18 protein-coding genes and 1 tRNA gene are annotated in these 22,137 nt (G+C 64.3%); 3 read left to right on the top strand and 16 right to left on the bottom strand.

All coding sequences use genetic code 11. The features are described from left to right. Positions 1-25: 25 nt before the first annotated feature. From prsR to efp, 7 genes are all read right to left on the bottom strand, one after another. Entirely contained in the window at positions 26-1,402 is a 1,377-nt protein-coding gene (gene prsR / locus B5483_RS03145; RefSeq protein WP_054946503.1) for a PEP-CTERM-box response regulator transcription factor, read from the bottom strand. Next, positions 1,402-3,525: an XrtA/PEP-CTERM system histidine kinase PrsK gene (gene prsK, locus B5483_RS03140; protein ID WP_079729442.1), complete on the bottom strand. Its 2,124-nt coding sequence runs from the start codon at positions 3,523-3,525 to the stop codon at positions 1,402-1,404. Before prsK ends, prsR begins: the two co-directional genes overlap by 1 nt. After that, complete coding sequence (locus B5483_RS03135) at positions 3,525-4,910, bottom strand: TIGR03013 family XrtA/PEP-CTERM system glycosyltransferase (protein ID WP_079729441.1); 1,386 nt, start codon at positions 4,908-4,910, stop codon at positions 3,525-3,527. Before B5483_RS03135 ends, prsK begins: the two co-directional genes overlap by 1 nt. A gap of 293 nt (positions 4,911-5,203) precedes the next feature. Next, entirely contained in the window at positions 5,204-6,541 is a 1,338-nt protein-coding gene (locus B5483_RS03130; RefSeq protein WP_079729440.1) for an amidohydrolase, read from the bottom strand. A gap of 102 nt (positions 6,542-6,643) precedes the next feature. Further along, positions 6,644-6,727, bottom strand: a tRNA-Leu gene (locus tag B5483_RS03125). A 156-nt stretch (positions 6,728-6,883) separates the two neighbouring features. Continuing rightward, the gene (locus tag B5483_RS03120) at positions 6,884-7,705 is read right to left on the bottom strand and encodes an inositol monophosphatase family protein (RefSeq protein WP_054946499.1); all 822 of its coding nucleotides are present in this window, start codon (positions 7,703-7,705) and stop codon (positions 6,884-6,886) included. Positions 7,706-7,738: 33 nt separating this feature from the next. Further along, positions 7,739-8,302 carry an elongation factor P gene (efp, locus tag B5483_RS03115; RefSeq protein ID WP_054946498.1) on the bottom strand — a complete coding sequence of 188 codons (564 nt, stop codon included), beginning with the start codon at positions 8,300-8,302 and terminating at the stop codon, positions 7,739-7,741. Between the two features lie 121 nt (positions 8,303-8,423). On the opposite strand from efp, the gene B5483_RS03110 reads away from it, so the two are divergent. Beyond that, a complete protein-coding gene (locus B5483_RS03110) occupies positions 8,424-8,813 on the top strand; it encodes a hypothetical protein (protein WP_245828802.1) in 390 nt (129 codons plus the stop codon). A gap of 18 nt (positions 8,814-8,831) precedes the next feature. On the opposite strand, the gene B5483_RS03105 is transcribed toward B5483_RS03110, so the two are convergent. The 7 genes from B5483_RS03105 to B5483_RS03075 all read right to left on the bottom strand — a co-directional run bounded on the left by B5483_RS03105 (position 8,832) and on the right by B5483_RS03075 (position 14,568). After that, positions 8,832-9,140 (bottom strand): hypothetical protein, encoded by a 309-nt coding sequence (locus B5483_RS03105; protein WP_079729439.1) that lies wholly within the window; start codon positions 9,138-9,140, stop codon positions 8,832-8,834. A gap of 10 nt (positions 9,141-9,150) precedes the next feature. Continuing rightward, positions 9,151-9,381 carry a MoaD/ThiS family protein gene (locus tag B5483_RS03100; RefSeq protein ID WP_245828843.1) on the bottom strand — a complete coding sequence of 77 codons (231 nt, stop codon included), beginning with the start codon at positions 9,379-9,381 and terminating at the stop codon, positions 9,151-9,153. Positions 9,382-9,411: 30 nt separating this feature from the next. After that, positions 9,412-11,670, bottom strand: coding sequence for a xanthine dehydrogenase family protein molybdopterin-binding subunit (locus tag B5483_RS03095; protein WP_079729438.1), 2,259 nt, complete (start codon positions 11,668-11,670; stop codon positions 9,412-9,414). Then, positions 11,667-12,155 carry a (2Fe-2S)-binding protein gene (locus B5483_RS03090; RefSeq protein WP_079729437.1) on the bottom strand — a complete coding sequence of 163 codons (489 nt, stop codon included), beginning with the start codon at positions 12,153-12,155 and terminating at the stop codon, positions 11,667-11,669. Before B5483_RS03090 ends, B5483_RS03095 begins: the two co-directional genes overlap by 4 nt. Next, a complete protein-coding gene (locus tag B5483_RS03085; protein ID WP_054946514.1) occupies positions 12,152-13,021 on the bottom strand; it encodes an FAD binding domain-containing protein in 870 nt (289 codons plus the stop codon). The genes B5483_RS03090 and B5483_RS03085 overlap by 4 nt, the downstream gene beginning before the upstream one ends. A 152-nt stretch (positions 13,022-13,173) precedes the next feature. Continuing rightward, positions 13,174-13,902, bottom strand: coding sequence for a sterol desaturase family protein (locus B5483_RS03080; RefSeq protein ID WP_079729436.1), 729 nt, complete (start codon positions 13,900-13,902; stop codon positions 13,174-13,176). 237 nt (positions 13,903-14,139) lie between these two features. After that, positions 14,140-14,568 carry an organic hydroperoxide resistance protein gene (locus B5483_RS03075; RefSeq protein ID WP_079729435.1) on the bottom strand — a complete coding sequence of 143 codons (429 nt, stop codon included), beginning with the start codon at positions 14,566-14,568 and terminating at the stop codon, positions 14,140-14,142. A gap of 119 nt (positions 14,569-14,687) precedes the next feature. Between B5483_RS03075 and B5483_RS03070 the strand changes: the two genes are divergently transcribed. Then, a complete protein-coding gene (locus tag B5483_RS03070; RefSeq protein WP_079729434.1) occupies positions 14,688-15,152 on the top strand; it encodes a MarR family winged helix-turn-helix transcriptional regulator in 465 nt (154 codons plus the stop codon). 51 nt (positions 15,153-15,203) lie between these two features. On the opposite strand, the gene B5483_RS03065 is transcribed toward B5483_RS03070, so the two are convergent. Both B5483_RS03065 and B5483_RS03060 read right to left on the bottom strand, forming a co-directional pair. Beyond that, entirely contained in the window at positions 15,204-17,735 is a 2,532-nt protein-coding gene (locus B5483_RS03065) for a penicillin-binding protein 1A (RefSeq protein ID WP_079729433.1), read from the bottom strand. 51 nt (positions 17,736-17,786) lie between these two features. After that, the gene (locus tag B5483_RS03060; protein WP_079729432.1) at positions 17,787-18,656 is read right to left on the bottom strand and encodes an N-acetylmuramoyl-L-alanine amidase family protein; all 870 of its coding nucleotides are present in this window, start codon (positions 18,654-18,656) and stop codon (positions 17,787-17,789) included. Between the two features lie 598 nt (positions 18,657-19,254). Between B5483_RS03060 and B5483_RS03055 the strand changes: the two genes are divergently transcribed. Further along, positions 19,255-22,101, top strand: coding sequence for an Rne/Rng family ribonuclease (locus B5483_RS03055; RefSeq protein ID WP_079729431.1), 2,847 nt, complete (start codon positions 19,255-19,257; stop codon positions 22,099-22,101). Positions 22,102-22,137: the final 36 nt, after the last annotated feature.

Below are 22,137 nucleotides of genomic sequence, written 5' to 3'. Positions count from 1 at the left end.
GCGTCGTTTCGGCGCAAGGGATGGGTCAGGCCTGGAGATCGTACTGCTTGAGCAGGTCATAAAGCGTCGGGCGGCTGATCCCGAGCATCTTGGCGGTGCTGGAGATATTCCCTTCGCTGCGGGCGAGCGCATGACGGATCACCTTGCGGTCGGCCTGCTCGCGCGCGGACTTGAGATTGAGGGCGTTGATCACTTCCTCGTCCGGTTCGTTGAGATCGAGGTCCGCTGCCGAAACGAGCTTCTCGTCGGCCATGATCACCGCACGCTTCACGCGGTTTTCCAGTTCGCGCACATTCCCCGGCCAGCCCCACGAATCGATCGCGGCCAGCGCATCGGAGGCAAAGCCGCGCACGCGCGGGTTCATCTCCTTGGCATAGCGGTTGAGGAACGCCTTGCCGAGCAGCGTCGCATCCCCGGGACGTTCGGCCAGGCTGGGGATCTTCACCACGATCTCGGCGAGGCGGTAGTAAAGATCTTCACGGAACCGTCCATCGGTGATCATCGTCTCCAGATCCTGGTGCGTAGCGCAGACGATCCGCGTGTCGACCGGAATCGATTCGCGCGAACCGACCCGCTCGACGACGCGCTCCTGCAGGAAGCGCAACAGCTTGACCTGGAGCTGGAGGGGAATGTCGCCCACCTCGTCGAGGAACAGGGTACCCCCGCCGGCCTGCTCGATCTTGCCCGGCGTAGTCTTTACCGCACCGGTGAAGGCGCCCTTCTCGTGCCCGAACAGCTCGCTTTCGAGCAGGTTTTCCGGGATCGCCGCACAGTTGATTGCCACGAACTCGCCCTTGGCGCGGTCGCTGGCATCGTGGAGCCCGCGCGCGAGCAGTTCCTTGCCGGTGCCGCTCGCCCCCAGCAGCATGACCGAGACATTGGTGTTCGCGACACGCTCGATGGTACGGGCAACACGGATCATTTCCGGCGCGCCGGTGATCATCCGGCCCAGCACCTTCTCGTCCTTCTCCACCTTGGCGGCGAGACGTCGGTTTTCCTCTTCCAGCCGATGAAGCTGCAGCGCGCGCCGAACGATCAGGCCCAAAGCATCGATGTCGACCGGCTTCTGGTAGAAGTCATAGGCCCCGCGCGCGATCGCCTGCAGCGCGGATTCGCGGGCATTGTGGCCGCTTGCCACGATCACCTTGGTATCGGGCTTGAGCGCCATGATCTCGTCGAGAACGGCAAAGCCCTCGCTCACGCCGTCCGGATCGGGCGGCAGGCCGAGGTCAAGCGTCACGACGTCCGGCATTTCCGAACGCAACAGCGTCAGGGCCGACTGACGGTCTCCCGCGATCAGCACGTCGAAATCCTCGTAGGCCCACTTGAGCTGGGCCTGGAGGCCGGCATCGTCCTCCACGATCAGGAGCTTGGGAAGCACCTTGCTGCGGGCGTCGGTCATCAGGCTACCCTCTGGTCCTTGTTGGCAATGTTGTCATAGAGATCCTGGGCCGCGGCGAGCGGCACGCGCACGACGAAGCGCGATCCCAGGCCCTCGCGCGATTCCACTTCGAGACGGCCGCGCATCGCCCGCACCAACTCGCGCGCTTCGAATGCGCCGATGCCGAAACCGCCGTTCTTGGTCGACACGAACGGCTTGAACAGTCGGTTGCGGACGAACTCCGCGCTCATGCCGCAGCCGGCATCGAGCACTTCGAAGCGGGCATTGAGGCCGTCCGCGCTCACCGCAAGGAAGACTGGGCTGTCGGGCCCGCTGGCGTCGAGCCCGTTCTGGATGAGGTGGACGAGCACCTGCTCGAGCGAATGACGGTTGCCGGTGACGGTCAGATCGTGGCGTTCCGCAACGACTACCTGCGGATTGTCCTTGAACCGCTGGGCCACGGCATCGATCACGTCGAGTACCGGAACCTGCTCCAGCTTCTCCACGGCGCCGTTTCCGTAGCGCGAAAGGCGAGCGATCAGGGCGTTCAGCTTCTCGGAGGAATTGCGCAGGGTGACGAGCATGTCGTCGCGGAATTCCTTCTTGTGGGCATGAAGCTCGGCATTGCGCGCCAGAAGGCTGAACTGGCTGGCGAGGTTCTTGATGTCGTGCATCACGAAAGCGATGCGGCGGTGGAAGTCCTCGAAGCGGCTGGATTCCGCAAGCGCTTCCTGGCTCGAATTCTCGGCAAGGTAACTGGCGACCTGCTGGCCGATGACGCGCAGGAGGTCGAAGTCCTCCCAGTCGAACTTGCGCACGATCTGCGGCCGCGCCAGCACGACCATGCCGACAAGACGCTCGTAGTGGACCAGAGGCACCAGTGCCCAGGCCCGGCGTTCGTCGATCAGCCACTGCGGCACGACGATGCCCGGACTGGTGGAATCGTCGCCGGCGCGAATGTCGTCGAGATCGGTGATGTAGCCGGTCCGTTCGAAGACCTCGAGCGCGCGCATCGGCATGGCTTCGGCGGGCACCTCGATCTCCGCCCAGTTCCAGCGCGAGGCCAGCGTCAGTTCGCCCTGCTCGCCCGGCGCCAACAACAGGCCAGCGGGGCTGTCGGTAACGTCGGCAATCGACTGGACGACGCGTTCGCCCAGCGGCTTGGCCTCCAGACCGCTGCTGCCGATGGTACGGGTAAAGCGCAGCCACTCCTCGCGGTAGTCGTAGCGGTGCTGGAAGAAATGCTTGGTCAGCGTGACCTTGAACCAGCCGCGCACGCGGCGCGATGGCAGGACGACCAGCGCGAAGGCGCTCGCCAGAGTCAGGAAAGTCAGTTCGATCAGGCGCGCGAAGTCACCTCCGGCATAGGACAGCCACTGCGCCACCGACACCATCGCCACGAGATAGACGCCGATCACGAGCAGCGAAAAAGTCTGAAAGGTAACGGCGCGGGAAGGCTTGAGGCGCAGTTCGTCGCGGTTGCGCGCGATGGCCAGCAAGAAAGCCCCGGCAAGCGCCAGTGCGGCCACGCCGCGGAAGGCCGCGATCTCGATCGGCCAGTCCCCGCCGAGATAGGCGATCGTGTAAAGGTTGAGGTCGAAAGCCCAGAGAAAGGCCAAACCCGACGCCGGCCAGCGCAGTCCCGGCCGCGTCTCGCGCGAGGCGCCGGCGTAGAGATTGTGGACGAGAACCAGCCCGCCGACGGTCACCAACAAGCGGAACAGGACATTGGATTCGAACGCAACGCGCAGGAAAGCTCCGTCAAAGGAGGCACGTGTCAGCGCGGCATCCACGCCAAGGTGCAACAGTTCCACGAAAGCCAGCGCCACGATCACCGGACGGATCGGCGCGAGACTGGCGTGACGCCCGTCACTGGCGAAGAATCGGTAGATTACGAAAAGCCAACCCAGGTTGCGGGCGCTTTCGGCCAGCGATGGCAGCAGGATGAGGCGTCCGGTCATCGCGGAAGCAATCGCCAGACACCATGCCGCCGTCAGGAACAGGGCGACGACGACCGGGGTTCCGACATTGCCGAAGCGCTCACGCCGCGGCCAGAGCCAGATTGCGAGGCTCGCCACCGCAATGGCTCCCGAAAGATCGAGCCCGATGCCCAGAAGCGCCCAGAACTTGTCGCTACCCGTCATCAGCGGGCTCCCTCATGCCAGAGGACGACGCGCAAGGTTTGGAGAATGATCAACAGGTCGAGAAACGGCGTGTAGTTCTTCGCGTAGTAGAGATCGTATTCCAGCTTGTTGCGCGAATCCTCGATCGAGGCACCGTAGGGATAATTGATCTGCGCCCAGCCGGTGATGCCGGGCTTCACCATGTGGCGCTCGGCATAGAAGGGTAGCTGATCCTCAAGATCGGCGACGAATTCGGGACGCTCGGGACGCGGTCCGACGAAGCTCATTTCACCTTTCAGGACAGTCCATGCCTGCGGGAGTTCGTCGATGCGAGTGAGGCGGATGAACTTGCCGACGCGGGTTACGCGCGGATCGTCCCTGGAGGCCCACTGGGCGCCTGCCGCCTCGGCATCCGTGCGCATCGAGCGCAGCTTGATGACGTTGAACGACTGCCCGAACAGGCCGACTCGCGACTGGCGATAGAAGGCCGGTCCCTTGCTGTCGATCTTCACGACGATCGCGAAAAGCACGATCACCGGAGCCGTCAGGGCCAGCAACAGGGCGCTGGCGGCAATGTCGAAGACGCGCTTGGCGGCGCTGGAGATCATGCGGCCCGAAGAGAAGCCGTCCGAAAAGATCAGCCAGCTCGGATTGACCGTGTCGAGATCGACACGCCCTGTCTCGCGCTCCAGGAAGCTGGAGAACTCGTTGACGTGCACGCCTGCCGTCTTGATGCGCAGGAGGTCCTTGAGCGGCAGCGCATTGCGTCGCTCTTCCAGCGCCAGCACCACTTCGCTCACGCCCAGGTTCTCGACGTAGCGGGTAAGGTTGTGGATAGCGCCGCGCGCGATGGCTTCCTCGACGACGGGATGCGCCTCGCTCATGGCAATGTAGCCGACGATGACAAAGCCGCTCTCGGGCCGCTCACCCAGTTCGCGCAGGCGCTGCGCGCGCGCGCCGGCCCCGAGGACAAGGACGCGGCGCCGAAATGCCGACGTGCCGAGGATACCGCTCAGAAGCAGGCGGTTCAGGATCAGCAGCGCGATCGCAATGCCCATCGAATAGGCCAGCGTCGAACGCCAGAAGTGTTGCCCGGCCGCCAGGAAATCGACGAAGGACAGCGCGATCACCCCCAGCGAGATCGCCACCAGCAGGCGCGCGGCGGCGAAGCGCATCGAACGCAGGGCATCGGTGCCGTAGACCCCCACCGAGATCATGGAGAGCACGAGGACGGCGGCAAAGGCGCCATGCGGCAGCAGGCGATCGCCGATGTCTCCGGCGTCCATGCCGATCTGCCCGGCTCGCACCCGCCACGAAATTTCGTTCGCGCTGATCAGCAGCACGATGTCGACGAGCCAGAGCAGCACGACCGAATGCGGGATGTAATGTTTAAAAAGACGAATCATCGTCGCATCGAACCAATCTCAAAGGCCGCAAGGGGGGCTTCGAGAGCCTTGCCTAAGGCAAAGGCGTAAAATGTCGGTAAAACTGACAGTGGCCGACAATCGAATTCTCGTTGCCGGCGACCAGTTTCTTGCAATTTCTCGATTTAATGCCCCGCAGTGTCGGCGACGATTACAGTGGCCGGCCCTCCCCGGCCGCTGCCGTCACTTGCCTGCATCGACTCCGGCGCCCGGAGATATCGGGGTGCGGCACTCCAACCTTGGTTAATCGGTACGCGGGTCCTGCCCGACCTGAACTACTTTGCCATCAACCGCAGAGCGGTGAGCGTCAGGGCCTGCGAGCCGGCGCCGACAACCTTGTCCGCCTCGGGGGCCCAGAACGGGCTGTGCAGCGAGGGCAGCGGCGCTCCGCCGGACTTGGCAACGGCGATTTTCTCCGGTGACGAGCCCCCAACCCAGAAGATCACCGACTTGATGCGGTCTTCGTCCGCCCGGCGAAATTCGCCGAAATCCTCCCCACCCATGACCGGCGGAGTCAGCAGGGCGCGGTCCTTGCCCATCTTGTCCTGCAGGTAGGCAATCGCCTGCTCTGTAAACTCGGGCGAATTGTAGGTGGAGCGGGTGTAGTTTTCCTTCACAGAGACCACCGGCATCAGGTCCTTGGGGATGCCCGAGGCAATCGCCTCTCCCTCGACGATGCGCCTGATGCCCGAGAGCAGCTTCCGGCGGGTTTCATCGGAGAAACTGCGCACGGTGAGTTCCAGCTTGGCCTGATCGGAGATGATGTTGTGCTTGGTACCGGCATGGAACGAGCCGACCGTGACAACCACGGGATCGAGCGGATCGCTCTCCCGGCTCGCCAATGTCTGCAGCTTCATCACGATGGCGCTGGCCAGCACGATTGGATCCTTGGTGGTATGCGGATAGGCGCCGTGACCGCCGACGCCCTTCACCAGGATGTCGACCGAATCGACATTGGCAAGCGCCCAGCCTTTGGCCGCACCGACAACGCCAGAAGGCAGTTCGGGCGTATCGTGGAACGCCAGTGTGTAGTCCGGCTTCGGAAAGCGCGTGTAAAGCCCGTCTTCCAGCATGGACGTGGCGCCGGTGCCGACTTCCTCGGCCGGCTGCCCGATCATGACCAGCGTACCCGACCACTCGCCCTTGCGCGCCGCCATGAGCCGCGCGGTCTCGATCCAGGCGGTCATGTGCGTATCGTGGCCGCAGGCATGCATGATCCCGCTTTCGACCCCGGCGGTTGAGACACCCCGTTCCTTCGAAGCGAAAGGCAGCCCGGTCTGCTCGGTTACCGGCAGGCCGTCCATGTCGGCGCGGATCAGGACAGTCGGCCCCTCACCGTTTTTCAGCACTGCGACGATGCCCGTCTTGCCGACTTTCTCCGTAACCGCGAATCCGGCCTTGCGCGCCGCATCGGCCATGACCCTGGCACTGCGCATTTCCTGGTAGCTGAGTTCGGGATGGGCATGGAGATCGCGATAGATCGCCATGAGGCCGGGCATGTCCCGGGCAATCGAATCGGAAACGGGCTCCGCGGCGACCGGGGTGACACAAGCAGCCAGGGCTACCGAAGCGAGAGGGCCGAGCGTTGCGGCCTTGTGCGGCGATTTCCTCATGAAAGACAAGGCTATGGCGTGCCTGTCAAAGTCGCAAGTGCCTTGGTCGGAAATACCCATTCGCCCGTAAAGCCGCGGTCGTAGCGCCGAGCGCGGCGTCGGTGGTGCCCCTGGCCCGACTCGAACGGGCACGTCTTGCGACAAACGATTTTGAGTCGTTCGCGTCTACCATTCCGCCACAGGGGCACGGGATGAGCCGGCGACGCTTAGCCGCAGGTCTTGCCGCATTCAAGTACGCAAGCGCCTTGCGCCCTAACTAATTGCGAAAAAGGGCAAGCAGCAGGGCCGCCGTTACTTCAACGGCCTGCCCGCTCCTTGCCCCTGATCGATGTTCTGGACGGCTCAGGCCTTGAGCGAGGTCACCAGGATCTTGTGCAGGCGCGTGTGCAGCGCATCGTTGCCGGCCAGGACTTCGCTGTCGCAGATCGGCAGCGAACGCCCCTTGTAGTCGGAAACGAAACCGCCAGCCTCGCGCACGAGCAGGCAACCTGCCGCCGTGTCCCAGGGGCTGAGGTCGGATTCCCAGAACCCCTCGTAGCGGCCCGCGGCAACCCATGCGAGGTCGAGCGCGGCCGAACCGAAGCGGCGGATGCCCGCGACCTGCGGGGCAAGACCATGATAGATCTTGGTCCATTGACCGGCATCGCCCTTGTTGGCGAAGGGAATGCCCGTGGCGATCAGGCTCTCGTCGAGGTGACGGCGCGAGGAAACGCGCAGGCGACGGTCGTGCAGCCAGGCGCCGCGCGACTTTTCCGCCCAGAAGCTCTCGTCGGTGATCGGCTGGTAGACGATACCGGCGGTCACTTCGCCCCAGCCGCGACCGTCAAGGCGCGGTTCCTGCACCGCAATCGAAACCGCAAAGTGCGGCATGCCGTGCAGGAAGTTCGTGGTGCCGTCGAGCGGGTCGACGATGAAACGCGGCTTGGTCGGGTCGCCCTCGATCTCGCCGGCTTCCTCGAACAGGAAGCCCCAGTCCGGGCGCGCGGCCTTGAGTTCGTCCCAGATGGTGCGCTCGGCAGCCTGGTCGGCCTTCGAAACGAAGTCGGAAGGCCCCTTGCGGCTCACCTGCAGGTGTTCGATTTCGCCGAAGTCGCGACGCAGGCGGGCGCCCGCCTTGCGGGCCGCCTTTTCCATGACGCGGATGAGACCGGAAATTGCGGCCATGTTTCTAACTACCTTGTTCTTGCCGGGAAGGAATCAGTCCGCCTTGCGGACGTAAGCCTTCTCGTAGACGTCGACGACGATGCGGGTGCCGCTCTCGATGTGCGGCGGAACCATGACGCGCACGCCGTTGTCGAGAACCGCCGGCTTGTAGCTCGACGAAGCGGTCTGGCCCTTCACTACGGCGTCGGCTTCGACGATGGTGGCTTCGACCTGCTCGGGCAGCTGTACCGAGATCGGGCGCTCTTCCCACAGTTCGAGAAGAACCTGCATGCCATCCTGCAGGAACGCGGCGGCATCGCCCAGCAGGTCGGCGGGCAGCTGGATCTGGTCGTAGTTTTCGATGTCCATGAACACCAGCTGGTCGCCCTCGGGGTAGAGGAACTGGAAGTCCTTGGTGTCGAGGCGAACCTTCTCGACCGTGTCGGCGCTGCGGAAGCGCACGTTGGTCTTGCGGCCGTCGATGAGGTTCTTCATCTCGACCTGCATGAAGGCACCGCCCTTGCCCGGCTGGGTGTGCTGCGTCTTCGCAACCTTCCAGATGCCGTTTTCGTATTCGAGAATGTTACCGGGACGAATGTCGACGCCGCTGATCTTCATGGGTTCATGCCTTCGATGGGAAAGAGCCTGGTTCCGGCCCACGCGTGGCCGGGAAAGGATGCGCCCTTAGCGAAGCTCGGTCCTTGTGGCAATTGCTTCGCGCCAATGCTAGCCGGTTGCCATGAAACGCGCACCCGGAATCGTCACGGGCCTGATGGCCGCCTGCACCCTTGCCGCAAGTGCGAGCGCCGGGGCCCCGCCTCCCCCGGTTCCCGGTGGCCCGATCGGCACGCTCACTCTCGGCACCTATACCTGCGAACTGCCCGGCGATGCCAGCGGACCGCGGGGCAAGGAACTGCCCGACTATGCGTTCCGGGTGGTCAATGCCTCCAACTACAAGGCGGGCGGCGTACGCGGCAGCTACCTTTACACCGGTGACCGGGTGGCGATGACCGGCGGCAAGCTCAAGGGGTTGAAGTTCCGCCGCGTATCGACCGGCTTCCTGCGCCAGATCGACGATGCCGGCAAGGAAATGGAAATGCGCTGCGTGCTGACCTCGCGCGCGTTCTGATCCGGCGGCGAGCGGGAATCACGAACTCGTCAGCGTTCCCTCGTCCCAGACGAGAAAGTCGACCGATTGCGACACCAGTTCGAGGACAACCCCGTCTGCGTTGGTGAACTTTGCCGGCCCTGCAGGGCACAGTCGGGCGGTGTCGCCCAACTGTGCCAGCAGTTCGTTGCGACGCTCGTCGGTAAGCTCGGCGCCGCGCGCAAGGATCACACCGTGGTTGCCGAAAAGATCCCGGAAGTGAAAGGCCTCGGACGGACCAAAGGGCCGGGACAGGTCGCTCAGGATCTCGACGCCGAAGGGATCGATCCGGGTGAACTGCAAGGTCACGCCCAAGATCCTACCCTCCCCCTACGCGCGGCAGCACGATCACCTCGCGGACATCGGCAAGCGGGCGGGTCCAGTCTGTCTCGAGAACACCATCGACAGCAAGATGTACGCGCGCCCGGGCGATCTTCGCGAACCCGGGCCCTTGTGCGTCGAGCTTCTCGATCAGCTCGAAAAGATTGCCCGCATCGAGCGACAGCCGCTCGGCGCCGAAGAACTCCTTGTCGAACGGCGGCATGATCACGATGCGCAAGGGCGACGCGCTCACCCGCGCTCAACCCTCGCCATGAAGCGCGGCATGGACCTTGTCCGGCGACATCGGCAGCGAACGCATCCGCTTGCCGGTGGCGGCGCGCACCGCATTGGCGACGGCAGCCAGCGGCGGCACGATCGGCACTTCACCCACGCCCTTCACACCATAAGGGTGAACGGGATTGGGCACCTCGACCATCACCGTATCGATCATCGGCATGTCCGATGCGACCGGCATACGGTAGTCGAGAAAGCCCGGATTTTCGAGCTTGCCATCCTTGTTGTAGATGTAGGTCTCGTTCAGCGCCCAGCCGATGCCCTGGGCGACCCCGCCCTGGATCTGGCCTTCGACATAGTCGGCATGGATTGCGCGCCCCACATCCTGCACGGCGGTGTAGCGAACGATGGAAACGTGGCCGGTTTCCTGATCGACTTCGACGTCGCAGATGTGGAAGCCGAAGCCCGGCAGCCAGCCCTGCGCGCTGAGCGCCGAGGTCGCCGTGACCGGCCCGCCCGAATGCAGTGAACTGCCCGCGACTTGCGCCGCGCTCATTTTCGAACCCTGCCTTTCGCCCGAGGTGCACACGGCATGGCCATCGCGCCATTCGACGTGCTGGGCGGGGACCTGCCAGGTGCGCGCGGCGCGCTCGCACAGGAGGCGCTTCACTTCCCTGGCGGCTTCGACCGTTGCCATGCCGGTCGCAAAGGTGGTGCGACTGCCGCCGGTGACGAAGGACAGGCCGATCGACGAGGTGTCCGCCACCACGCAACGAACCTGCTCGTACGGCACCTCGAGCACTTCGGCCGCCATGATCGCCATCGAGGCGCGGCTGCCGCCGATGTCCGGGCTGCCGGTGGCGACGGTGAAGGTCCCGTCCTCGGCAACGCTGAGATTGACGGTAGAGGGACCGCCGTAGTTACCCCAGTAACCGCCGGCGATGCCGCGTCCCTGGTTGGGGCCTAGCGGCGCAGACCAGTGCGGATGCGCCTTGGCCGCCTCCAGGCACTGCATCCACCCGATTTCGCCCCAGGGCAGACCCGATGTCTGCAGGTCGCCGGGCCTGGCCGCGTTCTTCATGCGCAGTTCGAGCGGGTCCATGCCGAGCCTGATCGCCAGTTCGTCCATCGCGCTTTCGACCGCGAAGTTGACCTGCGGCGCCCCCGGAGCGCGATAGGCTTTCGCCGCCGGACGGTTGCACAGAACCTCGATCCCCGAAACGCGGGTATTGGCGATGCGGTAGTGTCCGATGGCGCTGGAAACGCCCGCGCCGGCATCGTTCGCGGCAAAGGCTCCGGAGTGGTACTTGAACGTCACTTCGGCGGCGACAAGGGTTCCGTCCGCATCGGCGCCGAGGCGTACGTCAATGATGGCACCGGGCGCGGGACCCGTGGCGCGGAAGACGTCTTCGCGGCTCATGCCCAGGCGCACCGGCCGGCCCGACTTGCGCGAGAGGATCATAGCCACCGGTTCGAGATATACCGTGGTCTTGCCGCCGAACCCGCCGCCGATCTCAAGCGGCGTTACGCGAATGTCCGACTGCGGGATCGCCAGCACCGATGCCGTAAGCGAACGGACCATGAAATGGCCCTGGCTCGAACACCAGATCTGCGCCTGCCCGTCCCCGTTCCACGAAGCGACGCAGGCGTGCGGCTCGATGTAGCCCTGATGGACCGGCTCCATCGTGTAGCGTCCCTCGACGACGACAGCAGCGCCCGAAAGCGCGGCTTCGACCTCGCCCCTGCCCATGGTCACATCCATCGCCACGTTGGAGGGCGTTTCGCCCGTCCCCCCCTTGGCCGGCTCCCGGATCAGCGGGGCATCGTCGGCCAGCGCTTCCTCGAGCCCAAGGACATGCGGCAGGACTTCGTACTCGACCGAAATCAGCGCCGCCGCCTCACGCGCAAGTTCCGGGGTGATTGCAGCGACCGCCGCGACCGGATGGCCCTCGTAGAGAACCTTGTCGAAGGCCAGGCAATTGTGGGAGATGTCGACGATGTCCGAAGCGCCCTCGCCCACGTGCATGACGAGCGACTCCAGCGTCGGCAGGTCCTTGCCCGTCGCTACCGCCTTCACGCCCGCCAGCTTTTCTGCGGCGCGGGTATCGATGGACAGGATCCGCGCATGGGGATGCGGGCTGCGCAGGATCGCGCCCCACAGCATGCCCGGCGCCTTGAAGTCGGTGCCGTAAAGCGCTTTGCCGGTAACCTTGTCGACCCCGTCGGGGCGAACCGGGCGCGTACCGATATGGCGGAAAGTCTCGATCTTTTCGGGTGCGTTCATGCCGCCGTCCTTTCCTGGCGAAGCTCGGCCGCGGCATCCATCACCGCACGCACGATCTTGTCGTAGCCGGTGCATCGGCACAGGTTGCCCGCCAGCCAGTAGCGCACTTCGGTCTCGGTCGGATTGGGATTGCGATCGAGCAGCGACTTGGCGGCAACGATGAATCCGGGCGTGCAGAAACCGCACTGGAGCGCGGCATGCTCAAGGAACTTCTGCTGCACCGGGTGCAGCACCGAACCTTCGGCAACGCCTTCGATCGTGGCAACGGTGCGTCCTTCGGCCTCGGCTGCAAGGACAAGGCAGGAACACACCATTTCGCCATCGAGTTCGACCGTGCAGGCCCCGCAGTCACCCGAGCCGCACCCTTCCTTGGAGCCGGTCAGGTGAAGCGTATCGCGCAGGACGTCGAGCAGCGATGCGCCGGGATCGCAGAGGAATTCCGTGACATCGCCATTGATCGTGGAATTGACGTGAATTCTGTTCATGCCTTCGCTCCTGCGCGCTCGGCGGCAATCTGGACGGTGCGCTTCGCAAGGACGCCGGCCATCGCCTTGCGATAGGCCACGGTCCCGCGCTTGTCGTCGATGGGAGCGCAAGCCGCTGTCACGGCCTCGACCATGGCCGACAGCGCGCCATCGTCGAGCTTCGTGCCCACCAGCGCCGCGCCAGCAGCCTCGACCAGCACGACAGTCGGCGCGACAGCGCCCAGCGCGATCCGCGCCGCAGTGCAGGTGCCCTCGGCATCGAGATCGAGATTGGCGCCCACGCCGACCACGGCAATGTCCATCTCCGTGCGTGGAATGGAGCGCAGATAGGCATCGCCTGCGCGCGCACCTCGCGCAGGAAGGCGGAACTCGACCACGAATTCGCCGGACGCAAGAGAGGTCTTGCCCGGGGAGACGGGAATGTCCTGCACGGCGACTTCGCGCGTGCCCGCAGGCCCGGCGACCACGCAGGTCGCGCCAGCTGCGACGAGCGCCGGAACGCTGTCTGCAGCGGGCGAGGCATTGCACAGGTTGCCGGCCATCGTCGCGCGGTTGCGAACCTGGACCGAGCCGATCAGGTTCGCCGCCTCGACGACACCCGGCCAGGCGGCGCACAGATCGGCATTATCCTTGAGCGCGGTGCACCGCGTTGCCGCGCCGATCACGAAAACATCGCCTTCGCGCCTGACGCCAGACAGCGCCGCAATCCGCTTGAGGTCGACCACGGCACCCGGAGCGATCCGGCCCGAGCGCATCTGAACGATCAGATCGGTTCCGCCACCAAGCGGCCGTGCGGTGGGATCGCCGGACAGGAGTGCGACGACGCCCTCCACGGTGTCGGGTGCGTGAAAGGCTGGTGACGGCATCGAACTCCCCTGCCGGTGGATCACTTCGCGCACAAGGTCGTGGCCACAAAGGGATTAGTCAACCGACGGGCAAGAATATTGGCGGCACCATAGCGTCAAGCCGTGCTCCCAGCGACTTCGATAGCGCCGTGGAACAACGCTGAGGCGCACTTTCAGTGCGCCGCCAATCGACCTGTGCGCAGTCCGGCAAAAATCAGTCGCCCCATATTCACGACCGGATCGACCAGTATCCCCTTCAGGGAAGTGAACTGCCTGTCATCGGCTTCGGCACCGATCCCGTAGACCAGCATCTCGCCCTTGCCGGGCCGATAGGCGGTACCGAAAATCCAGTCGAGCAAGGCCAGGTTCGTAGCTAAGTTACGGTCCCAGTGGTGGACCAGCTTGCTGTGATGGACCTGATGCATGTGCGGACTGATGAATATCCGGTCGAACGGCCCCAGCCCGATCGGAAAGTGCGAGTGACGCAGGGGATCGAGCGTCACCGTGGTGATGACCTTGTTGAACAATCCCGAATAGGCAAAAATCAGGACGAGCGCGGTGATTGCCACACCGGCATGGATACGCGCATCCACGCCCCGCTCCGGCCCGGCCATGTAATCGAGGAACTGCGTGATGATGATGGCCGAGACGACGAGCGGAACGTACCGCTGGGACACCGTCAGCAGCTTGGAAATCGTCCAGAGCACGCAGTCATGGGCCGTGCTGCGGGACAGGTAGAATTCAGGCGGAAAGCAGGTTCGCAGAAGTCCGCGAAGGGAGAATCGGTCCTGCCCGTGCAGCACCGCCGAAGCGCAAATGGCCGTGCCGAAGACCAGTACGGTCACATAGGAGAGCAGCAGAAATGGCACCTTATCGATAACGTGCAAAGCTTGGTCGATCATGACACCGGCACCCTCGGGATCTACGATTCTTGCTTTGACATCGGACGCCAGACCGCCGCCGTGACGCCCGCGACTTGGCTCAATTTAATGAAATCCGCAGCGAGGCTCCATTCGCGTGATGGACGAAACGCTCAAGACTTTTGGAGTACCTCCAAGGGATTTGTCGTTTCTGTCGGTCATGAACGAAAAAGGCCGAGCGACAACCGTCGCCCGGCCCTTTCGCGACTGCCCGTGGTGTCAGGCGACGGCGAGGGTCACTTCGATATTGCCGCGCGTCGCATGGCTGTACGGGCAGACGGTGTCCGCTTCGGCGACCAGCGCTTCGGCTGCGCTGCGATCGACGCCGGGCATCCTCACTTCAAGCGCGACTGCGAGAGCAAATCCCTTGTCGCTGCGCAGCCCGATGCCGACCGTGGCATTGACGCTGGCGTCGGCAGGGACCGCCGGAAGGTCCTTGTTCTGCGAGGCGACGAACTTCATCGCACTGAGGAAGCACGCGGCAAAGCCGGAAGCGAAGAGCTGTTCGGGATTGTTGCCGTCACCGTTGCCGCCCAGTTCCTTGGGCGTTCCCAGCTTGATCGAGAAGCTGCCGTCGTCGGTTTCGGCCTTGCCGTCGCGGCCGCCGGTGGCCGTCGCGCTGGTCTTGTAAAGGGCATTGATGGACATCGCTGAGTACCTTTCCTGATATAGATCGTACACGATTAACTCGTATGCGATTTAAATGATCGCAGCGACGCGATTCGTCAAGCCTTGCGATTAAATCGCGCGCGAATTATATTGCAGCCATGTCCAAGAAACCCGACCTGCCGCAGCCTTCAGCCACCGATCCCTTTGCGGATTTCCTTTGCTTTTCGGTGTACTCGACGGGTCTGGCCTTCAACCGCCTCTACAAGCCCCTGCTCGATCGCTACGGGCTGACCTATCTGCAGTATCTTGCGCTGATCGCCCTCGCCCTGCGCGGTGAACAGACCGTCAGCGAATTGGGCGAGAGCCTGTTTCTGGAATCGAGCACGGTCACGCCGCTTATCAAGCGCCTCGAAGCAGCCGGTACCGTCACCCGTCGACGCGACACGCGCGACGAGCGCGTCGTGCGCGTTTCCCTCACCGATCGGGGCAAGGCGATCCTGGAAGAAGCCCGCTGCGTGCCCCTGGAAGTCATGGAAGCCACGGGCACGCCGCCCGAACAGCTTCAACTGCTCAACGAACAGCTCAAGGCCCTGCGTGCCAAGCTCGTCACGAAGTCGGACTGACATGCGAAGAAGACGGCCGCGCCCGACCGAGCGCGCCGTCACTCCCGCAACTTAGTAAACCCCGCCCTGTTCCTCGGCGAAGTCACGCGCCTCGCTTGACGCCGCAGTTGCAGCGGCACGCGCTTCACGGGCCTCGCGGATTTCCGTCACCAGTGCGTCCCGGCGACGGGTGAATTCGTCCTCGGCAGTGTACTGGCGCGGTTCGGTGTCGGCCTTGAACGCTTCCCAGATGACGGAAGCCTTGGGCTCGTTGGTGGGTTCGACTCCCATGACCTTCTTGCCGGTCACGCGGTCGATGCGGACCATGCGGATCCCGGCCGGCGCGATGAAGGGCTGATCGCTCCAGCGCGAGCGGGTGTCGAGCACGACGTCCTTGAAGATCGGCGCGGCAATGCGGCCGCCTTGTGCGTAACCGCCCAGCGAACGCGGATTGTCGTAGCCGACATAGACACCGCCCACGTAGTCCTGGTTTCCGCCCATGAACCATACGTCGGTCGGGCCATTGGTGGTGCCGGTCTTGCCGAACAGCGGAAGGTTCAGGTCACGCAGACGCACCGCAGTGCCGCGAATGACCACGCCTTCGAGCATGTGGATCACCTGGTAGGCGGTGTCCGCGTCAAGCACTTGCTTGCCCTTGCGCTTGATGCGCGGCATCGGCTTGCCGTCCCATTCGGGCATGTTGCAGGCATCGCAGCGGCGCTTGTCACCGTTCCAGATCACCTTGCCGTTGCGGTCCTGAACATAGTCGATGACCGTAGATGGGAACTGCACGCCATTGTTGGCGAGCGCCGAATAGGCATTGGCCATGCGCGCCACCGTCGTCTCTCCGGCGCCAAGCGCGAAGGACAGGTAGGGCTTGTAGTCGCCGATGCCGAGATTGTGGAAGGTGCGGATGACGCGCGGCATGCCGGTATCGTTGGCAATGCGCACGGTCATCAGGTTGCGTGACTGCTCGAGGCCCCAGCGCATCGTGTGGCTGCCCGATCCGCCCTCGTTGCCGAAGTTGCGGAAGCACTTGTCGCCAAGCCCCGCGCCCTGGAAGACGCAGAACGTCCCGTCCAGCACCTGGGTCGCCGGAGTCATGCCGTACTGCAGCGCCGTCGCGTAGACGAAGGGCTTGATGGTCGAGCCAGGCTGGCGCTCGGCCTGCGTGGCGCGGTTGAACGAACCGAGCCCGGAATCGAAGCCTCCCTGCATGGCAAGGACGCGTCCGGACCAGGGCTGCTCAATAACCATGCCGCCCGAAACCTCGGGAATGGTGCGCACGGCGTAAGTGCCGGAAGAAATCGGTTCTGCCGCAACGAAATCGCCGACCTTGGCATTGTCCGGAATATTGGTCAGGGCGAAGGTATTGCCATCTGAGAAACCGATCTGGCCGTTACCGTCGGCAACGCTCAGGATGACGCCGACCTTCCAGTTCTTGTAGTCGATCGTCTTGTTCGAGACGATGAGCTGGGTCTGCCAGCTGTCCATGTCCTTGATGTGCGCGACCGGACCGGTCCAGCCACGGTTGCCGTGATAGCTCAGCAGCCCCTTGCGCAAGGCCGCGCGAACCGAGTCCTGCAGTTGCGTGTCGAGCGACGTACGCACCCACAGGCCGCCGGCATAAACACTGTTCGGACCGTCCTCAGCCTTTTCGCCATAGCGTTCGATCAGGCGGCGACGGACTTCCTCGATGAAGTAGCCATTACCCGGATCGTAGTTCGTCCCGCGCTGGGTCACGAGGCCGAGCGGCTCGGCCTTGGCCTTCTCCGCGTCTTCCCTGCTGGCCCAACCGTTGCGGACCATCTGGTCGAGCACCCAGTTGCGGCGTTCAATCGCCCGGTCGGCGTGCTTCTTGCGCCCGTAGACCTCCGGGGCGCGCGGCAGAATCGCGAGAAAGGCCGACTGGCTGAGCGTCAGTTCGTCGACGTCCTTGTCGAAATAGGCGCGCGCCGCGGCCTGCACGCCGAAGGAGCGGCGGCCCAGCGGGATTTCGTTGAGGTAGAGTTCGAGAATCTGCTGCTTGCTCAACACGCCTTCAATGCGGCGGGCCAGCACCATTTCCTTGAGCTTGCGGGTGACCGAGTACTCGTCACCGATAAGGATGTTCTTGGCGACCTGCTGGGTGATGGTCGAGCCGCCCTTGGCGCGTTCACCGCTGCCGTACTTGGCGATGTAGTCGACCACAGCGCCGGCAAAACCGCCGAAGTCGACGCCGCCATGGGTCCAGAACGTACGGTCCTCGGCCGAAAGGAAGGCATTGACCAGCGGACGCGGGAAATCGACGAAGCGCAGTTGCACGCGCCTTTCGCGCGCATAACTGTAGATGATCTCGCCATCGAGGCCGCGCACCATGGTCGGCAGCGGCGGCTGATACTCGAGCAGCTTGTTGGCGTCCGGCAGGTCGCGCGTCAGGAAGATCCAGAAACCGATCAGGCCGATAAGGCCCACGACGCACAGATAGGCGAAGCGGCGCACCCAGTTGCTGGTGCGCCAGAGCTGGCGGACTACAGAGAGTCCTCCCGACGCTTCCCTGCGTATCCGGAAAGTGAAGTCTTCAGGCTGCTGCTGGCTGCCCTGCTCGTTCGTCTCGTCGGTCATTGCGCCAGCCCTCTAGCATGAGCCTTCGGCGATATGCCAGATATCACGCGCTTACAGCGCCGCTTTCCTGGCGAAAAAGGCACGGATCGCCCGGGACGTCGCGCCGGCGATCGTGCGCTGTCCCTGTTTCGAGCCTAGGAATTGCGCGTCGTCCGCATTGTTGATGTAACCGGTTTCGAGCAGGATCGAGGGAATATCGGGCGCCTTGAGCACCGCCAGCGCGGCGGTTTCGACATGGTCGCGGTGAAGGCCGACGCGCACGTCCTGCAATTCGCGCAGCATGAGCCCGGCGATTTCGCTCGAACTGACCTGGGTGTCGCGCTGCGACAGGTCGAGAAGGATCCTGCTCACATCGGAATCGATCCCGGAAAGCGGCACGCCGTTCACCTTGATCGAATGACTGTCGGTGGCGGCAAAGCGCCGCGCCGCCTCGTCCGAGCCCTTTTCGGACAGGACGTAGACGCTAGCCCCGCGCGCGCTATCGTTCTCTGCACTGTCGGCGTGGATCGAGACGAACAGGTCCGCGCCTAGGCGCCGGGCGATATCGGGCCGGTCGGCAAGAGCGATGAAGCGGTCGTTATCCCGCGTCAGCGCCACCCGCACACCGCCACCCTCCAGAAGACGGTCGCGCACGGCGAGCGCGATCTGCAGTGCGACATTCTTTTCCTTCAGCGTGCCCTGCCCGGCGCCCGGATCGAAACCGCCGTGACCGGCATCGATCACCACCAGCGGACGACTGGCATCGGGCGGCCCCTCGACCCCGGGCAGGTCGACCGGGGCATCGATCGCCGGCATGTCGAAGCGGATCAGGTGGTGCCGTGCGCCGACCGGGCGCTCGAGCTCGCGGTGAACGACAAAGACCGCCAGTGCCAGCGACAGCGGCGCAGAGAGCAGTATGATCAGGCGAACGACCCGCGACATGGCCGAGTGACTAAGTGCCGCGCCGCGCCTCGACAATCCTTTGCCTGCGCAGTTCCCACGGAATTCGGCAAAGAAAACCTTAACCATGAGCGTGTCAGATATCTGTCAGGCAAGTAACTTGCCGTGCAAGGCCATGAATGCTAGGCCGAACCGACCCGGGGCAGGAATGCTTCGGTCCTTGCAATTCGGACAAGCGCCACGAAATGGTGCCGGGCAGGACCGACAGCACTGAAGCTCCGGTCGTCAAAGCCGGAAATTGTTCTGGATCCTAACAGGTTGACGCGAGACATGAGAAGCCAATTGCCGCCTTGCCAGCCGACGCCCCCGAGGGCGTGGGCGGTCTGGTCGCAATTCAACGCGTGTACGATTTCGCCACGCGGCCTTCCTCTCGCAGACACGCTCACCGCTTACGAAGCGGACGTAACGATAGCCGAAAACGGGGCGCTGGATTGCCCCGACTTCATTCTTACCCACGCCCGGAACACGAAGAGCTTCGCCGCGACTGGCCATGCCTTCGGAAACGCAACGGGCATTTTCGAACAGAATCGCGCCACCACGGCTGATCCGGCCGGGATAAGGCGCGTTTGGAGATCACATAATGGCAACGCGCATGCTCATCGATGCGCGCCACCCGGAAGAAACGCGGGTGGCGGTACTCAAGGGAAATCGCATTGAAGAGTTCGATTTCGAATCGACCGAACGCAAGCAGATAAAAGGCAATATCTACCTCGCGAAGGTGACCCGTGTCGAACCTTCGCTGCAGGCTGCCTTCGTCGACTTCGGAGGAAACCGTCACGGCTTCCTCGCCTTCAGCGAAATTCACCCCGACTACTATCAGATTCCGAAGGAAGACCGCGAAGCGCTGCTCGCCGAGGAAGCGGCCCACGCCGAGGAAGAGGCCGCCCTGCGCGCCCGTGACGGCGACGAGGACGATGAAGACGACGATCACGGCAATGACAGCGAGGACTTCGACGACGGCGGCCTGACCGAGGTCGACACGTCCGAGAAGGACGAAGTCGCCACGATCGAGGACGGCAACGTCGAGAACGGCTTCGATCACGGCAGCGAGGAAGAAGGCGAAACGTCGGAAGACGACAACGGCGGCTCGCGCCGTCGCGGTCGCCGTCGCCAGGGCAAGGGCCGTTCGAAGGAAGCCGACGAACTGCGCGCCAAGCGCATCGCCCTGCGTCGCCGCTACAAGATCCAGGACGTCATCCACCGGCGCCAGGTCCTGCTCGTGCAGGTCGTCAAGGAAGAGCGCGGCAACAAGGGCGCGGCGCTGACCACGTACCTCAGCCTCGCGGGCCGTTACTGCGTGCTCATGCCGAATTCGAGCCATGGCGGCGGCATCAGCCGCAAGATCAGCTCGGCCTCGGACCGCAAGCGCCTCAAGTCGATCATCGCCGAGCTGGAACTGCCGCGTTCGATGGGCTGCATCGTGCGCACGGCCGGCCTCCAGCGCACCAAGACCGAGATCAAGCGCGATTTCGATTACCTCGCCCGCCTGTGGGACGAACTGCGTGACAAGACGCTGCACTCGGCCGCGCCGTCGCTGATCCATTCGGACAGCGACCTGGTGAAGCGCGCGATCCGCGACATCTACAATCGCGAGATCGAGGAAGTCGTCGTCGAGGGCGAGGAAGGCTACCGCGCCGCGAAGGACTTCATGAAGCTGCTCATGCCCAGCCATGCGCGGCGGGTGAAGCCCTACTCCGACCCGGTTCCGCTGTTCCAGCGCTATGGTGCTGAGGACCAGCTCACCGCGATGTACGACCCTGTCGTCCAGCTCAGGTCGGGCGGCTACATTGTCATCAACCCGACCGAAGCACTGGTTTCGATCGACATCAACTCGGGCCGCGCCACCAAGGAGCACGGTATCGAGCAGACGGCGGTCGCAACCAACCTCGAAGCCGCGCAGGAAATCGCCCGCCAGCTGCGCCTGCGCGACATGGCCGGCCTCGTCGTCATCGACTTCATCGACATGGAGTACGGCTCCAACGTCCGCAAGGTCGAGAAGGCGATGAAGGAAGCGCTCAAGAACGATCGTGCGCGCATCCAGGTCGGCCGCATTTCCAGCTTCGGCCTGATGGAAATGAGCCGCCAGCGCCTGCGCACCGGCGTGCTGGAAGCGACCACCCGCTCCTGCCCGCACTGCGACGGTACCGGCCTCGTGCGCACCGCCAGCTCGGCGGGCCTCTCGGCGCTGCGCCTCATCGAGGACGAAGCAGCCAAGGGCAAGGGCGTGATTGTCTCGCTCTTCGCGTCGACCGAAGCGGCAGTCTACCTGCTCAATGCCAAGCGTGCGGACCTCGCCGACATCGAGGCCCGTTACGGCGTGGCCGTCGAAGTCATTCCGGAAGGCGAGAACGAAGGCGCCAAGATGCGCGTCATCTCGTCCGGTCCGCGCAATGAATTCGTCCCCCGCTTCGAACCGATCGCCGTCGAGGTCGAGGATGACGAAATCTTCGAGGAAGACGAGGACGAGATCGAGCGCGAGGAAACCGAATCCCGCGCCGAAGGTGAAGGTCGCCGCAAGCGCCGCCGCCGCCGCCGTGGTCGCAATCGCGACCGCCGTGACGAGCAGTCCGGTGAGGAAGGCGCCGAGACCGAGGTTTCGGAAAGCGCCGAAAACGACAACGAAGGCGAGGAATCCTTCGTCGGCGGTGACGAGGAAGAAGGCGATGCGCCCCGCAAGCGCCGCCGCCGTGGCGGTCGCCGCAGGCGCGGTCGTCGCAATGGCGAGGCCGGTGAGCATAGCGAAGGCGAGACCGGCGAAACCGGCGATGAGAGCCAGGACTCGGACGATGAAGCCGGTGTTGCGAAAGCTCCTGTCGAAGCCGAAGCTCCGGTAGCCGAGGCTGAACCTGCAGCGGAAGAGGCTCCCAAGCCGAAGAAGCGCACGCGCCGCAAGAAGGCAGAGCCCAAGACCGAAGCAACCGAAACCGCAGCCGAGGAAGCGCCTGAAGCAGTCGCCGCCGAAGCTCCGGCAGAAGAAGCTCCGGTTGCCGAGGAAGCGCCGGCCAAGCCCAAGCGCACCCGCCGCAAGAAGGCCGAGCCCAAGCCTGAAGCCGAAGTTGCCGAGGCTCCCGCAGAGGAAGCCCCTGCTGCCGAGGAAGCACCGGCCAAGCCCAAGCGCACCCGCCGCAAGAAGGCCGAGCCCAAGCCCGAAGCGGAAGCGGCAGAAGCTCCCGCCGAGGAAGCCCCTGCTGCCGAGGAGGCGCCGGCCAAGCCCAAGCGCACCCGCCGCAAGAAGGCCGAGCCCAAGGCGGCCGCAGAAGCCGAGCCGGTCGCGGTAGAAACCGCTGCACCCGAAGCGGCACCTGCCGAAGCCGCGCCTGCTGGCGAGGAAGTGACTGCGGATGCATCGTCGGGCGACGAAGCTGCCGATGGCGAGAGCGCAGAACGCCCCCGTCGCGGCTGGTGGCAGCGCACGTTCGGCGAATAAGCCCAGCTAACGGGAAAAAGCCCCGCAGCGCCTTCG

The organism is Novosphingobium mathurense, from assembly GCF_900168325.1.
In the GTDB taxonomy this organism is placed as follows: Bacteria; Pseudomonadota; Alphaproteobacteria; order Sphingomonadales; family Sphingomonadaceae; genus Novosphingobium; species Novosphingobium mathurense.
Note: the sequence above shows the minus strand (reverse complement) of the source record. Positions and strands in the feature narration are given on the sequence as shown.

Excerpts from the sequence above, each read along its gene's own strand:
- B5483_RS03055 (WP_079729431.1), top strand. The coding sequence starts at position 19,255 with ATGGCAACGCGCATGCTCATCGATGCGCGCCACCCGGAAGAAACGCGG.
- prsK (WP_079729442.1), bottom strand. The coding sequence starts at position 3,525 with ATGACGGGTAGCGACAAGTTCTGGGCGCTTCTGGGCATCGGGCTCGAT.
- B5483_RS03065 (WP_079729433.1), bottom strand. The coding sequence starts at position 17,735 with ATGACCGACGAGACGAACGAGCAGGGCAGCCAGCAGCAGCCTGAAGAC.
- B5483_RS03085 (WP_054946514.1), bottom strand. The coding sequence starts at position 13,021 with ATGCCGTCACCAGCCTTTCACGCACCCGACACCGTGGAGGGCGTCGTC.
- B5483_RS03120 (WP_054946499.1), bottom strand. The coding sequence starts at position 7,705 with ATGGCCGCAATTTCCGGTCTCATCCGCGTCATGGAAAAGGCGGCCCGC.
- B5483_RS03060 (WP_079729432.1), bottom strand. The coding sequence starts at position 18,656 with ATGTCGCGGGTCGTTCGCCTGATCATACTGCTCTCTGCGCCGCTGTCG.
- B5483_RS03110 (WP_245828802.1), top strand. The coding sequence starts at position 8,424 with ATGAAACGCGCACCCGGAATCGTCACGGGCCTGATGGCCGCCTGCACC.
- B5483_RS03095 (WP_079729438.1), bottom strand. The coding sequence starts at position 11,670 with ATGAACGCACCCGAAAAGATCGAGACTTTCCGCCATATCGGTACGCGC.
- B5483_RS03070 (WP_079729434.1), top strand. The coding sequence starts at position 14,688 with ATGTCCAAGAAACCCGACCTGCCGCAGCCTTCAGCCACCGATCCCTTT.
- B5483_RS03135 (WP_079729441.1), bottom strand. The coding sequence starts at position 4,910 with ATGATTCGTCTTTTTAAACATTACATCCCGCATTCGGTCGTGCTGCTC.
- B5483_RS03080 (WP_079729436.1), bottom strand. The coding sequence starts at position 13,902 with ATGATCGACCAAGCTTTGCACGTTATCGATAAGGTGCCATTTCTGCTG.
- efp (WP_054946498.1), bottom strand. The coding sequence starts at position 8,302 with ATGAAGATCAGCGGCGTCGACATTCGTCCCGGTAACATTCTCGAATAC.
- B5483_RS03130 (WP_079729440.1), bottom strand. The coding sequence starts at position 6,541 with ATGAGGAAATCGCCGCACAAGGCCGCAACGCTCGGCCCTCTCGCTTCG.
- B5483_RS03075 (WP_079729435.1), bottom strand. The coding sequence starts at position 14,568 with ATGTCCATCAATGCCCTTTACAAGACCAGCGCGACGGCCACCGGCGGC.
- prsR (WP_054946503.1), bottom strand. The coding sequence starts at position 1,402 with ATGACCGACGCCCGCAGCAAGGTGCTTCCCAAGCTCCTGATCGTGGAG.
- B5483_RS03090 (WP_079729437.1), bottom strand. The coding sequence starts at position 12,155 with ATGAACAGAATTCACGTCAATTCCACGATCAATGGCGATGTCACGGAA.